16 protein-coding genes are annotated in these 14026 nt (G+C 44.1%); all 16 read left to right on the forward strand.

The window, feature by feature from the left end:
• The first annotated feature begins 142 nt into the window (after window positions 1-142).
• Window positions 143-2269: a cysteine--tRNA ligase gene (locus HZA10_06910; GenBank protein MBI5196036.1), complete on the forward strand. Its 2127-nt coding sequence runs from the start codon at window positions 143-145 to the stop codon at window positions 2267-2269.
• 40 nt (window positions 2270-2309) lie between these two features.
• Entirely contained in the window at window positions 2310-3011 is a 702-nt protein-coding gene (locus HZA10_06915) for a YggS family pyridoxal phosphate-dependent enzyme (GenBank protein ID MBI5196037.1), read from the forward strand.
• A gap of 1 nt (window position 3012) precedes the next feature.
• The gene (proC, locus tag HZA10_06920) at window positions 3013-3810 is read left to right on the forward strand and encodes a pyrroline-5-carboxylate reductase (GenBank protein ID MBI5196038.1); all 798 of its coding nucleotides are present in this window, start codon (window positions 3013-3015) and stop codon (window positions 3808-3810) included.
• A 6-nt stretch (window positions 3811-3816) separates the two neighbouring features.
• Window positions 3817-4116: a YggT family protein gene (locus tag HZA10_06925; GenBank protein ID MBI5196039.1), complete on the forward strand. Its 300-nt coding sequence runs from the start codon at window positions 3817-3819 to the stop codon at window positions 4114-4116.
• Between the two features lie 44 nt (window positions 4117-4160).
• The gene (locus tag HZA10_06930; GenBank protein ID MBI5196040.1) at window positions 4161-4637 is read left to right on the forward strand and encodes a DivIVA domain-containing protein; all 477 of its coding nucleotides are present in this window, start codon (window positions 4161-4163) and stop codon (window positions 4635-4637) included.
• Between the two features lie 2 nt (window positions 4638-4639).
• The gene (locus HZA10_06935; protein ID MBI5196041.1) at window positions 4640-5896 is read left to right on the forward strand and encodes a histidine--tRNA ligase; all 1257 of its coding nucleotides are present in this window, start codon (window positions 4640-4642) and stop codon (window positions 5894-5896) included.
• Between the two features lie 103 nt (window positions 5897-5999).
• On the forward strand, window positions 6000-7790 hold the full coding sequence (locus HZA10_06940; GenBank protein ID MBI5196042.1) for a PAS domain-containing protein: 1791 nt from the start codon (window positions 6000-6002) through the stop codon (window positions 7788-7790).
• An 11-nt stretch (window positions 7791-7801) separates the two neighbouring features.
• Entirely contained in the window at window positions 7802-8173 is a 372-nt protein-coding gene (locus HZA10_06945) for a response regulator (protein MBI5196043.1), read from the forward strand.
• A complete protein-coding gene (locus HZA10_06950) occupies window positions 8173-9312 on the forward strand; it encodes an HD domain-containing protein (protein ID MBI5196044.1) in 1140 nt (379 codons plus the stop codon). Before HZA10_06945 ends, HZA10_06950 begins: the two co-directional genes overlap by 1 nt.
• Entirely contained in the window at window positions 9305-9955 is a 651-nt protein-coding gene (locus HZA10_06955) for a molybdenum cofactor guanylyltransferase (protein ID MBI5196045.1), read from the forward strand. The genes HZA10_06950 and HZA10_06955 overlap by 8 nt, the downstream gene beginning before the upstream one ends.
• Before the next feature lie 37 nt (window positions 9956-9992).
• On the forward strand, window positions 9993-10196 hold the full coding sequence (locus tag HZA10_06960; protein MBI5196046.1) for a twin-arginine translocase TatA/TatE family subunit: 204 nt from the start codon (window positions 9993-9995) through the stop codon (window positions 10194-10196).
• A 3-nt stretch (window positions 10197-10199) separates the two neighbouring features.
• Window positions 10200-11306 (forward strand): alanine racemase, encoded by a 1107-nt coding sequence (gene alr, locus HZA10_06965; protein ID MBI5196047.1) that lies wholly within the window; start codon window positions 10200-10202, stop codon window positions 11304-11306.
• Between the two features lie 217 nt (window positions 11307-11523).
• Window positions 11524-11628, forward strand: coding sequence for a type I-E CRISPR-associated protein Cas6/Cse3/CasE (locus HZA10_06970; GenBank protein ID MBI5196048.1), 105 nt, complete (start codon window positions 11524-11526; stop codon window positions 11626-11628).
• A gap of 26 nt (window positions 11629-11654) precedes the next feature.
• Entirely contained in the window at window positions 11655-12527 is an 873-nt protein-coding gene (locus HZA10_06975; GenBank protein MBI5196049.1) for a Bro-N domain-containing protein, read from the forward strand.
• Window positions 12502-12648 carry a hypothetical protein gene (locus tag HZA10_06980; GenBank protein MBI5196050.1) on the forward strand — a complete coding sequence of 49 codons (147 nt, stop codon included), beginning with the start codon at window positions 12502-12504 and terminating at the stop codon, window positions 12646-12648. Before HZA10_06975 ends, HZA10_06980 begins: the two co-directional genes overlap by 26 nt.
• 11 nt (window positions 12649-12659) lie before the next feature.
• Window positions 12660-14026, forward strand: a 1367-nt coding sequence (locus HZA10_06985; protein ID MBI5196051.1) for a CRISPR-associated endonuclease Cas3'', incomplete at its 3' end; no start/stop codon positions are given.

Here is a 14026-nt window from a genome sequence, read left to right on the forward strand (position 1 = left end):
TGGGGGTGTTTATAAAAATCTCTCTCCCCTCGGTTTTATATTCATCTTCCGTTTAAATTATCAGTCAATCATCTTGTGGAGTAAAGGTAATTTTCACCTTATTTAATTCGCATCTAAAGGCAAATATAGTATAATATCGGCAATGGGTTTCCTATATAACATAAGGCGTGATTACAGGGCGGTTTTTGAGAAGGACCCGGCTGCAAGAAACGGGTTTGAAGTTATCTTAGCATATCCCGGCTTTCATGCAATTCTTCTTCACAGGATTAATCACTTCCTCTGGAAGATAGGGATACCTGTCATACCAAGGTTTTTATCGCATGTAGGCAGATTCCTGACCGGCATTGAAATACACCCGGCTGCAAAAATCGGCGCCGGATTTTTTATTGACCACGGCATGGGCGTTGTCATCGGAGAGACATCGGAGATAGGAGAGAATGTGCTTATCTATCAGGGAGTTACTCTCGGGGGCACCGGTAAGGAAAAAGGGAAACGGCATCCTACCCTCGGCAATAATGTAATTGTTGGCACCGGCGCAAAGATACTCGGCGCAGTAACTATCGGAGACAATGTCACAATAGGAGCCAACTCCGTTGTGCTTAAATCAATTCCGGGCAATTCAATAGTCGTAGGCGTGCCGGGCAGGGTAACAAAAAAGAAGATAATCAGGATGACCACTGAAGAAGGATTAAAGGAAGTTGTGGACACTTTCCCGGACCCGATGTCAGAGAGGATGGAAGACCTTGAAGCCAGGATTAATGAAATTGAAAAGAGGACGGAAGACATGGAAAAACACAAGGAAAAAGCAAGCAATATCCGCATTTATAACACCCTTACCGGAAAGAAAGAGGAATTTGCGCCGGTTGTAAAGGGAAATGTTGGAATGTATGTTTGCGGGATAACGGCATATGATGTGTGTCACCTGGGACATGCAAGGAGCGCCATTGTATTTGACGCCATCAAGAGATACCTTAAGTACAGCGGTTTTCAGGTAAGGCATGTCAGGAATATCACTGACATTGACGACAAGATAATAAACAGGGCTGCAAAGGAAAACGTCTCTACCGGGGAAATCGCAAAAAAATATACGGATGAATATTACATTGACATGGACAGGCTCGGCGTAAGCAGGGCTGATGTTGAGCCAAAGGCTACCGAGCATATAAAAGAGATGATAGACACCATTAAAACGCTTGTTGAAAAGGGCTATGCTTACAGTGTTGCCGGCGACGTGTATTTTGAGGTCAGTAAATTCTCTGATTACGGCAAGCTCGCAAAGAGGAATCTCGATGAGATGATGGCAGGCGCAAGGGTTGATGTAGATGAAAAAAAGAGAAATCCGATGGATTTTGCCCTGTGGAAGGCATCAAAGCCCGGCGAGCCTTCATGGGACAGCCCGTGGGGCAAGGGCCGACCCGGCTGGCATATTGAATGCACTGCAATGTCGTCAAAGTATCTAGGGGAGACTTTTGATTTGCACGGCGGCGGAGCTGACCTTATATTCCCGCACCATGAAAATGAAATTGCACAGAGCGAGGCGGCGACCGGCAAGCCGTTTGTAAAATACTGGGTGCATAACGGGTTTATCACCATTGACAAGGAAAAGATGTCCAAGTCACTTGGAAATTTTTTCACGATTAAAGAAATCATGGATAAGTATGAGCCTGAGGTTGTCAGGTACTTCCTGCTTGCAACTCATTACAGAAGCCCCATTGAGTTTTCTGACGCACAGCTTAACGAGATGGAAGTATCCATTGACAGATATTATTCAACGGTACTCAGGATTAATGATTTTCTTGAGTCGGGCGGAGATGTGGATAAGATACCTGCCTCGGTGCAGGACTTTGAAAAACAAACAGAAGCCTTAAGAGAAAAGTTCAGGGATGCAATGGATGATGATTTTAACACAGCGCTTGCGCTTGGAAATATCTTTGAATTCATCAGAGAGGTAAATAAATTTCTTGATGCAAAACCCTCGGGGCAAAAGGCAAAGGAGATTGTATCAAGGGCCAAGGATGCGCTTGTTGAAGTAGGAAATGTGCTGAATATATTTAATAAGAGCCCGGAACAATGGTACAGCGCTCTGATGAAGGTGAAGAACGTAGGATTTTCAGATGATGATATCAGGAAAAAGATAGCGGAAAGACAGGAGGCAAGACAGAAAAAAGACTGGGCGCAGGCTGATGCTGTAAGAAAGGAGCTTGAAGAAAAAGGCATAATTCTTGAGGATAAAAAAGATACTACAAGATGGAAGATTAAGGTAGGGTAAAGAAAATGTTTAAACGTTCAAATGTTCAAATGTTCAAGAAATGGCGATAGATGATGCGATTAAGGCAGTAAGAGACAGAATTAAAAAAGCTGCACTCAGGGCAGGGAGAAATCCTGAAGAAATAAAACTCATTGCAGTTACAAAGACCGTTAGTTTAGAAAAGATAGCAGAGGCGGTAAGGGCAGGAGTGGTAATCTTTGGAGAGAACAGGGTGCAGGAAGCCCATGAAAAAATTTCAAATTTCAAATTTCAAATTTCAAATTTAAAGATTGAGTGGCATTTGATAGGGCATTTGCAGAGCAATAAAACTAAAAATGCTGTTCAGTTGTTTGACCTCATACATTCAATAGATTCTGCCGGACTTGCAGAGGAAGTAAACAGGCAGGCGGAAAAGATAAATAAAGTTCAGAGGGCGCTTGTTGAGGTGAAATTGTCAGAAGAAGAAACAAAGCACGGGGTTTCTGAAAATAATTTGATGCCCCTGCTTGAAAAAACAAACAACCTGCAGAATTTAAAACTTGAGGGTTTAATGACAATGCCGCCTTTTTTTGACGACCCTGAAAGAGCAAGACCATATTTTAGGAGGTTAAGAAAATTAAGAGATGATATTAATAAGATTCAAGATTCAAGATTCAAGATTCAAGATTTATCAATGGGGATGTCAAATGATTTTGAAGTTGCAATTGAGGAAGGTGCGACAATGGTCAGGATAGGGACGGCGATTTTTGGGGAGAGGGAATAATATGATAGGTTTCATTGGCGGCGGGAACATGGCGGAAGCCATCATAAAGGGTCTGAGGGGTCAAGGGTTCAAGGGTTCAAAGGAAGAAATAATTGTCTCGGAGCCGAGGGAGGACAGGAGGCAGTACCTTGAGAAGAACTACGGGGTGAAAACAACTTCTTTAAATAAAGATGCTGTGTCTTTGTGTGATATTATAATCCTTGCCGTTAAGCCCCAGAATATGGATGCGGTGCTTGATGAAATCAGCGCTGCAGTTACAGATGATAAAACAGTGGTTTCAATTGCCGCAGGCATTACGCTTGCGTTTTTATCTTCAAAATTAAAGACGAAAAAACTAATCAGGATCATGCCGAATACTCCGGCGCTTGTTCAGGAAGGGATGTCTGTCATGTCCATGTGCGAGTGCATTCATGATAAAGATATTGCAATAGTCAGAGATATCTTAATGTCCATAGGGAAAGTGATTACATTGCCTGAAAAATATATGGATGCCGTGACTGCCCTGTCAGGCAGCGGGCCTGCGTTCATTGCATTTTTTATTGAGGCAATGATAGATGCCGGAGTAAAAACGGGATTAGGCAGGGACCATGCGTCAGAACTTGCAGTGCAGACTATTATCGGCACGGCAGAGCTTCTTAAGACAGGTATGACGCCTGAGAAATTAAGGGAAATGGTAACATCACCCGGAGGCACGACTGCCGCAGGGCTGAAGGCATTTGAGGAAAAAAACTTTAATGATATTATTGCCTATGTTATTGAGGCGGCGGTAAAGAGGGCAAAGGAATTGGGGGGTTGGTGAATAAATATGTTTATACTTGCTAATTTAATATCAGCCGCAGCGCAGATACTGGACATAGCGCTGTCGGCATACATGTGGATTGTGATAATTGCAGCGCTTATAAGCTGGGTGAATCCGGACCCGTATAATCCTATCGTGAGGTTTTTACACTCGGTGACTGACCCTGTCCTGAGGCCGATAAGAAGGAGGCTTGGTTTCGGGTTCGGCATTGATATATCGCCCATGATAGTGATACTGATAATTATCTTTATCAGGCGTTTTCTGGTATCATCTTTGATTGAGATGGCGTTGAAAATTAAAAGTTAAAAATTAAAATTAAAAGTTAAGAGTTTAAGGAAGAAGGAGGGCATATGAGGATTACACCGCTTGATATTCAGCAAAAACAGTTTGCAACCAAATTCAGGGGATTTGATATTGAAGAGGTTGATTCTTTTCTTGAGCTTATAAGGGAGGAAATGGAAGAACTCTTGAGGGAAAATGCCAACCTCAGGGAGGCAGTGAGGCTGATAGAAAAGCAGTTGAAGGATTACAAGAATATTGAAACAACCCTGAGGGACACGCTTGTAGCAACCCAGCAGATGACTGAAGAATATAAAGAAAATGCAAAGAAAGCGGCTGAGCTTATAAAGAAAGAAGCCGAGCTTCAGGCGGATGAGATGCTGAAAGAGGCGCATGAAAAGGTCGTTAAAATTCATGAGGACATAACTGACCTTAAGGGAGTAAGAAGGCACTTTAAGGAAGAATTAACCCGGCTGATACAAAGCCATCTGAAGATGCTTGAGTTTGATAAAGAGAGAGAGAAAGAAACCCCTGCCGAGGGCGCGTAGAGATGAAGTTTAAGGCTCTGAAAGGCATACAGGATATTCTGCCTCCTGAAACATCCGGCTGGCAGCGCATAGAAGCTTCTGCCAGGGAGGTTTTTAAGACCTACGGATTCAGAGAAATCAGGCTTCCTGTAATTGAATCAACAGATATTTTTCTAAGAAGCATAGGAGAGACGACCGACATAGTTGAGAAGGAGATGTACACGTTTACGGACAAGGCTGACAGGAGCGTAACGCTGAGGCCCGAAGGCACTGCGCCTTTTGTCAGGGCCTTTGTAGAGCATCACCTTTTTAACGAGCCGCCGCCGCAGAAGTTTTATTACATGGGCCCGATGTTCAGGTATGAAAGACCCCAGGCCGGCAGGCAAAGACAGTTTCACCAGATAGGCGTTGAGGCATTAGGCGTTGAAGACCCCAAGATTGATGCAGAGGTTATTTCCCTGCTTTTAGTGTTTCTGGAAAAAATCGGGATTAAAGACGCCCGATGCGAGGTTACCTCTATCGGCTGTGTTCAATGCCGTCCTGATTTCAGAGCGGCGCTTAAGGATTTTTTTAAAGACAGGCTTGGTTTTTTTTGCGACGACTGCAAAAGGAGGTATGAACTTAATCCGCTCAGAATCCTTGACTGCAAGGTTGAGGCCTGCATAAACGGGCGTCAGGGCGCGCCTTCGGTTATAGATTTTTTATGCGGCGACTGCACAGAGCATTTTAACGGTGTGCAGCATTATCTTAAACTTCTAAGCGTTCCTTATACTGTCAATTCGGGCTTAGTAAGGGGGCTTGATTATTATACGAGGACTGCGTTTGAGGTAAAAAATTATTCCCTCGGGGCGCAGAATACAGTGGCTGCAGGCGGCAGGTATAACGGGCTTGTAGCGGAATTCGGCGGTCCTAAAATCCCTGGGATCGGCTTTGCAATAGGCGTGGAGAGGATACTAACTCTTTTAAGCGGGTTATCTGACGGACATGAGGGTCCTGATGTCTTCCTGTGCTCTCTCAGCAGTGAGGCCGGAGAAAAGACTGCTGTCCTTGCAGGGCAGTTGAGGCTTAAGGGTTTATGGGCTGAGATAAGCTATGATAAAACATCACTCCGGAGCCAGATGAGGAGGGCTGACAGATTACGCGCTAAAAATGTGATTATTGTGGGAGAGGATGAGATGAAAAGTCACACGGTTGTCATAAAAAATATGCAGGATAAAACAGAGACTAAGGCTCCTCTTGAGGTTTATGAAATACTGAGAATAGTTAGGGGCCGTGATTAGTTTTTACCCTTATAAGTATTGTAATTATTAATGTCCAATTACAAAGCTCAAATGCCAAATGTTTGAAATTTAGATTTTGGAATTTGATATTTCCCCATAATTTATGTATAAAAACAGGTTAAGCCACAAAGTTATTCTTGCCTTCCTTGCATTTTACCTGACCCTTGCTCTACCGTTGATCTTTATAGTTTTTTCCCCGTCCGGCTATGCAAGAGAACTTACTATTGACCAATATCTGACAAAAATACGTGAGACTATTATCGGGTTTTCTGTTTTAGCTTTTTTTTCTGCGCTGGTCTTTGCATTATTTTTTATCAGGGGGATACTGAGGTCCGCCAGAAACCTTCATGACGGAGTTACAAAGATGAGAAGGGGCGAGACGAATGTCTCCCTCCATATATATTCCACCGATGAGCTCGGAGATGTCACAGAGGCGTTCAACGAAATGTCCGCTACCATCCATGAATATACGGAAGAGCTGAAGAAAAAAGACCTTTATATAAATACAATGCTGGACCCTCTGTGGGTTGTTGACATAGAGGATGTTGTGATTGACATAAATCCGGCATTTACTGTCCTTTTAGGCTATCAAAAAGTAAACGCCGTTGGAATGTGCCTTTATGAATTTTTTGATGAGAAAAACCGCAAGATAATACAAACGCAGGCGAAATATTGGGAAAAGATGCTGTCCCATACCTTTGAGGTGGAAATTAAAAATATCTATAACACCAATATCCCTGTTCTGATAAGCAGCGCCCCGGTTTTAAAAGATAAGAAGATGATCGGGAAGGTCGGAGTGTTCAAGGATTTCAGGGCGCAGAGGGCGCTCAGGGAAAACATGGCCAATATCATACTGGACTGCATACCGGACGGAGTTTACACAATTAATATGGAAAAGGTTATTACTGCGATGAACAGCGCCGCCGAAAAAATTCTTAGAGTCACGAGAAGCGTTGCCATAGGCATGCCCTGTTCAAATGTGATTATGCATACGGATCAGGAAGGCAAATCCCTTTGTGATCAGTGCCCTATGTCAATCGCAATGAAGGGTGAGGCAATACGTATAGAAACAACTCTTCAAATAGGGGGCAGGCTGACAGCGCTTCTTATTACCTGCTCGCCACTCTTTACGCCTGACGGCAAAATAACCGGAGCTGTCCAGGTATTCAGGGATATTTCCGAGGAGAAAGAAATTGAGCAGATGAAAACGGATTTTGTAGAGTCTGTCTCCCATGAATTCAGGACGCCCTTGTCGGCAATTGTAGGCATGACGGAAATGCTGATGGAGCATGCGGTCAAAGGCCCCAAGAAGGATGAATACCTTAAAACAATTTACAGCGAGGCCTTAAGGCTTTCCGATATGGTCTCTCAGCTTCTGGATATTTCAACGACAGAGCACGGGCATATACATTTTGAGAGGGAGCTTATTGATTTAAAGGACCTTATCTCTTCATTCATAAGCACCTATGAAACCAAAAAGGCAGTAAAAGACAAGGGAGCAATTATCAGCTTTGCCGATTACCGCAAGGATGCCCCCCTGCACCCGTTTTTCGGTGATAAAAACAGGTTGAAACAGGTTATAATCAATTTACTTGACAATGCAGTCACTTATTCTGATGACGGCGTCAGGGTGGCAGTTGAACTTAATACTCAAAATAAAAATACAATAATCAGCGTAAAGGATTCGGGATGGGGGGTGCCGCCGGAGGACCTTCCGCACATATTTAAGAGGTTTTACAGGGGCAGGCACAGCAGGATTCTGAAGGGCACGGGACTCGGCCTGCCTCTTTGCGAGGAAATAGTAAAGCTGCATGGAGGAACTATAACTGTGGAAAGCGAACTTGGCAGGGGCAGTGAATTTGTGCTGACCTTTCCGGCCGAAGAAGGGCAATAAAGGCAGAGATGATGAAAAAGGTTATTATTGTTGATGACGAACCGTTTATTCTTATGATCCTTGAGGATAAATTTAAGTCTGCCGGCTTTAAGGTATTGACGCGCAGGAACGGACAGGGGATAATGGAGCTTGTAAAATCAGAAAAGCCTGACCTTTTAATCGTAGACTGGATGCTGCCCGATACAACCGGCATAGATATATGCAGGATGATAAAAAACACGCTGGAAATATGTGCAATCCCTGTATTTATGCTTACTGCAAAAGGGCAGGAAGCAGATGAGAAATGCGCGATGGAAAGCGGAGTGGCGAAATATATAACAAAACCATTCAGCCCCAAGACGCTTCTTACCCTTGTTATTGAAACGATTGGAGAGGCAAAATAATGGCGGCAAAACCCCGGACAGCCAATAAACCGAAAAGTCAGATGGACCAACTGCGGGATGATCTCCTTTTAACTACACGCGAGCTCAGCGGCGCCTATGAAGAATTATCAATTTTTCACCGTCTTTCACAGACGCTTGCCGGGCTGACGCTTGAGCAGATTTATGACAAGCTTCTTGATGAGATTCAGGCGATGCTTGATGTAAAGACAGTGGCAATTATGCTGATAAACGAAGAAGGGAATGAATTATACACTGTTTCCTTCAGGGGCAAGTGGCCCAGCGGAAAGGTATTTAAAAAAGGAAATAATATCTTCTGGACTACGATTGAACAACGCTCGCCTAAAGTGGTCGGCGATATTATAGGGCTCTCGGCAAGGATAAAGATAAGCCCCATCCTGATATGTCCTGTCATCGGAAAGAAAAAAGCGCTCGGCGCCATCATCGTCGGCGAAAGAAAGTCAGGGAAAGAGTTTTATTCATCTGATATTAAGTTCCTGCTGGCCATTGCTTCTCAGGCGGCGCTTGCGATAGAAAATGCTTCTTTGTATCAGGAGCTTGAGAATCTTCTGCTCAGCACGGTTGTCGCTTTTGGCAAGGCTATTGACTCAAGGTCGCACTGGACGTACGGTCATTCCGACAGGGTGACAAAATATGCGGTTGACATTGCCAGAGAGATGGAGATGGACAACGCCTTTATTGAGAAACTAAAAATTTGCAGCCTTCTTCACGACATAGGGAAAATCACAATACCGATAGATATTCTGGATAAACCGGGCGATTTGACGGAATTGGAAATGAATCAGATGAACCGGCACCCGTTTATAGGCGCCAGAATTTTTGAGGATTTTAAGGCCTTCAAGGATATAGTTGAGGGGATTAAACACCATCACGAAAGATGGGACGGCAATGGTTTTTACGGAGAATTAAAAGGTGAGAAAATACCGCTGATGGCAAGGATAATTGCCGTTGCCGACGCCTATGATGCATTGACGTCCGACAGGCCGTACAGAAAGAAAAAAAACAGGGAAGAAGTTATTACCGAAATAGCTGACAAGGCAGGCAAACAATTTGACCCTAAGTTAGTCCAGATTTTTTTTAAAGTCATAGAAGCATACGGTCAGAAAGAGCAGAATGACTGACAGGAAAGACAACTGTAAAACTTTAAGTCATTATACTGAATCTAATGTTCTCATAGAAGGTACAGGCGTAATTCTTGCCGGCGGGGAGAATAAGCGGATGCCTGTTTTGAAGCCGTTTATTGAGATTAACGGCGAGAGGATTATTGAGAGAAGCTTTAGAATAATGAAGCGGCTTTTCAGGGAAACCTTTATTGTCACCAATCAGCCCGAGCATTACCTGTATCTTGAAATTCGCATGCTGGGTGATGCTTATAATATAAGGGGGCCGATGACAGGTGTGTTTACGGCTCTTTTAAATGCGCCGTCCGCGTGGGTATTTATTTCAGCATGCGATATGCCGTTTATAAACGAAGAATTAATAAGATATATGGCTTTAAAAAGACATGACTGCGACGCGGTGGTGCCCCTGTTAAACAACAGGGCAGAGCCGCTTTTTGCTTTTTACTCCGGCAGGCTATTGCCGCTGATGGAGAAGGCTGTTCTTTCAGGGAAGACAGCGCTAAAAGATTTTTTAGTCAATAAAAGGGTAAAATACGTGAAAACCGGAGAGATAAAAAGCATAGACAGGGAGGCAAGGTCTTTTATAAACCTTAACTGCCCTGAAGATGTGAGGCATTGTTTATGCTCTGGAAGACGGGGTTGAAATTAACTTTTAAAATTTGTTATTTAAAGGAGGAAAAATGTTTGGACTTGGAATGCCGGAACTGATTGTAATCTTAGTGATTGTAATAGTTGTATTCGGCGCCTCAAGGCTTCCGGAATTGGGTAAAGGCATCGGAGAGGCGATAAGGAATTTCAAAAAGTCGTCTTCAGAGCCGAAAGAGATAGATGTGACGCCGAAGAAAAATGCCCAAGCCGGAGAAGACAAGGAAAAGAAATCTTAATCAATGGCTCATGAAACGGACTCACCGGCGGTCTTTGCCGAGATTGACCTTAATGCCTTGTCGCGCAACCTTGATGCAGTCAGGAAGAAGACAAAAAATAAATCTGCAATTCTCGCTGTAGTCAAGGCAGGGGCTTATGGTCACGGCGCTGTGCAGGTCTCACGGCGGCTTCTGGACCAAGGCGTATCAATGTTAGGCGTAGCCTTTGCAGAGGAGGCGGTCAGGCTCAGGGATGCAGGCATAAAGGCTCCGGTGCTTGTTTTTTTTGACAGAGATAATATAGACGCATATTTTAAATATAAACTAACGCCTGTGGTTTTTGACCTTGAAACAGCCCGGAAAATCGCCAAAGAGGCTTACAGGCGAAGCTGCAGGATGCCTGTGCATATCAAAGTGGATACCGGCATGGGGCGTATCGGGTTTACCCCGCAGGATGCATTTCAATCAATTATTAAAATCTCCAGGATGAAAAATATTGAGCTTGAAGGCATTATGAGCCATTTTTCAGAGGCAGACCTCAGTGATAAAGAATTTGCCTTATGGCAGATAAAAAACTTTATACATCTTGTGAAATCACTGAAAAAAAAGAGCGTCGGTTTTAAGTTCCATCATATGTCAAACAGCGCCGCTGTCATGAGTTTTCCCGAGGCTCACTTCAACATGGTCAGGCCCGGCATAATGCTTTACGGTTACGGTGTTAAAGAGCACAGACTCAGTCCTGTGCTAAGCCTTAAAAGCAGGATTATACAGATTAAAAAAGTTCCCGCCAATACACCGGTGAGCTATGGGAGAACTTATATCACAAGGAGAAAAAGCGTTATAGCCACGGTCCCTTTGGGCTATGCCGACGGGTATAACAGGAAACTCTCAAACTACGGAGAGGCGCTTGTAAACGGCAGGCGCGCGCCTGTTGCCGGAAGGGTCTGCATGGATACGGTCATGCTTGACGTTACGGCAATCCCCGGGGTTAAAGAAAATGCAGAGGTTGTTTTAATCGGAAGGCAGGGGAAAGAAAAAATTACTGCGCGGGAAATTGCAGATAAAATCGGCACCATCCCCTATGAAGTTCTTACGTCAATAAGCCGGCGGGTTAAAAGAGTCTATAAGTAAACAAACTGCAGTTCCAGCCTGATTTAAAAACCCTTAAAGCAATCTAAATTCAGCAGCCGTATGCCTTTCAAGACCAAAGCATTAGCATAGGACACTCTTTGGGGGATGTTCTGTGGTAATATGTGCGTAAAAACCTGTGGTTTTTCAATAGCAGCGATTTGTATAATTGGCGTTGTTATTGCATAATGTGGAGTAACAAAGGGATTAAATTTGAGGTATCCTGAAAGTGGTTGAGCCGGATGCTTTTGTTCAAATAATACACCAAGGCATCGGCCGCGCCAAGTCCTTCGGCTGCGGCCTTATGCTGGTGAGGCGGGTATGAGAGTGAAGAACGAGAAAGGGGCTAACATGGAATCAAATATTGCTGTTTTTAGAGGGAAGGAAGTCAGAAGAATAATTCACAACAAAGAATGGTGGTTTTCTATAGTAGATGTATGTGGAGCGCTCACTTCAAGCGCCGATGCGGGAGCATACTGGAGGAAGTTGAAACAAAGACTCAATGAAGAAGGAAGTGAGGTCGTGACGTTTTGTCACGGACTGAAATTACCGGCCTCTGACGGGAAAAACTACGAAACCGATTGCGCCAACACCGAAGGCATTTTCCGTGTTATCCAGTCTATCCCTTCCCCCAAGGCCGAGCCTTTTAAGCGCTGGCTTGCAAAAGTCGGGTACGAGCGAGTGCAGGAGATAGAAAACCCGGAGCTTGCGACGAAGAGAACAAGGGCTTTATACAAGGCAAAAGGATATTCTGATGTCTGGATTGAAAAACGCATGCGTGGCATAGCCATCAGGGAAGAACTCACCGATGAATGGAAAAAGAGGGAAGTGAAAGAGAAGAAGGAATATGAGATATTAACTGCTGAAATTGCAAGGGCTGCATTCGGCATTACACCGTCCCGGCATAAGAAACTGAAAGGTCTAAAGCGAGAAAATCTTCGTGACCACATGAACGACCTTGAACTGATTTTCTCAATGCTCGGCGAAGCTGCAACTACTGAGATAACACGGGTGGATAATGCAAAAGGATTTCATGAGTCCAAACATTCAGCACGCAAAGGTGGCGAAGTTGCAGGCAAGGCACGAGAAGACCTTGAACGGAAAACCGGTAAACGTGTTGTCTCACGAGAGAATTATCTGACCGAGCCAGAAAGCCGGAAGAAGTTGGAGGGAAAGGAATTAAGGGTAAGGATCATCAATGGCACAAAACGCAAAGAAAACTGAACATTCCGGCGCCAAGAAAGGCTCCGGCGCTTACTGGGGGAGGAAGATTGCGGCCAAGAAGGAATCAAACAGGAAAAGACGGGAGAATGATAAGGGGAGTGTAAGGGAGCAGAAGGAGTAGTAAGGTTCAAGATGACAGAATATTATGCGCATACACCAAATGATGACGGCAACTGGCATTTCCTTGATGCACACTTGAAAGAAGTAGCAGAGCTTGCCAAAGCATTTGCAGGTAAATTTGACGCCGGTGATTTAGCTTTTTGGATTGGACTATGGCATGATCTGGGAAAAGCTAATCCTGAGTTTCAAGATTATCTTAAGGCATGCAATAAGAATCAATATCACATAACCGTGCCTCATTCTATTTGGGGCTCAGCATTGGCATATGCGCTTATCAGTAGAAACAAAGAAGGTAGTCGCTGGGAAGAAATAGCTCTAACGATTGCAGGACATCATGGCGGAATTGACCAACCGGGATCACTGTCTCAGAAGCTTGCGGAGCGCATTCAAAATAATCAGATGATCTTCCAACATATTGTTGAGCATGCAAAGAAACTTCCTTCCCCACCACAAGTAAGCCTGCCGGAATTGACCCGCACACAAAGAGAATTGTTTATTCGAATGGTTTTCTCTACACTTGTTGATGCTGATTACCTGAACACGGAAAAACATTTCAAAGAGAAGCAGTACCTTTTAAGACAGCAACAGCAGCGGATCGAAAATCTCTGGAATATATTTGATGTAAATCAAAAACAGTTTATTGATGCTGTCCACTCTGAAACTGATGTCAACAAGGTTCGTAAGGATGTTTATGAATTGTGCGATAAAGCGGCATTAGGGAAGCCCGGTGTCTATAGACTAACGGTGCCAACCGGTGGCGGTAAAACAAGAAGTGGTCTGGCTTTTGCGCTAAGACATGCTGTTGAAAACAAGATGGACAGAGTTGTTGTTGCAATTCCTTATACAAGCATCATTGACCAGACGGCAAAAGAGTATAGGAAGATTCTTGGGGTTGATGCAGTGCTTGAACATCACAGCCAGGTAAGCGTTCCTGCTGATGAAAGTCAGGATGTTACGCTTATTTCATTAAGACTTGCCATTGAGAATTGGGATGCGCCGCTTATTGTGACTACAACGCTACAGCTTTTTGAAAGCCTCTTTTCGAATAAGCCGGGGAAAGTGCGCAAACTTCACAATCTTTGCCGGAGTGTTATTGTAATAGACGAAGTTCAGGCTTTGCCGCCGGAATTACTGACTCCGACTCTTGACGTGTTGAAGGAGCTTGTTGAGCGATATTCTATTTCCGTTGTTCTTTGCACTGCAACCCAGCCGGCATTTGAAGATAGTCATTATCTGAGACCGTTTCAGGGAATGCAAGTCAACGAGATAGTGCCGAAAGAAATATACAAAGAGCATTTTAAGAAACTTGAGCGAATCACATACTCCCGAAAAAAAGAGCCGATCTCCTGGCAGGAATTGGCAAATGAAATCTCTGAGGA

The sequence above is a fragment of the Nitrospirota bacterium genome, from assembly GCA_016212185.1.
In the GTDB taxonomy this organism is placed as follows: Bacteria; Nitrospirota; Thermodesulfovibrionia; order UBA6902; family DSMQ01; genus JACRGX01.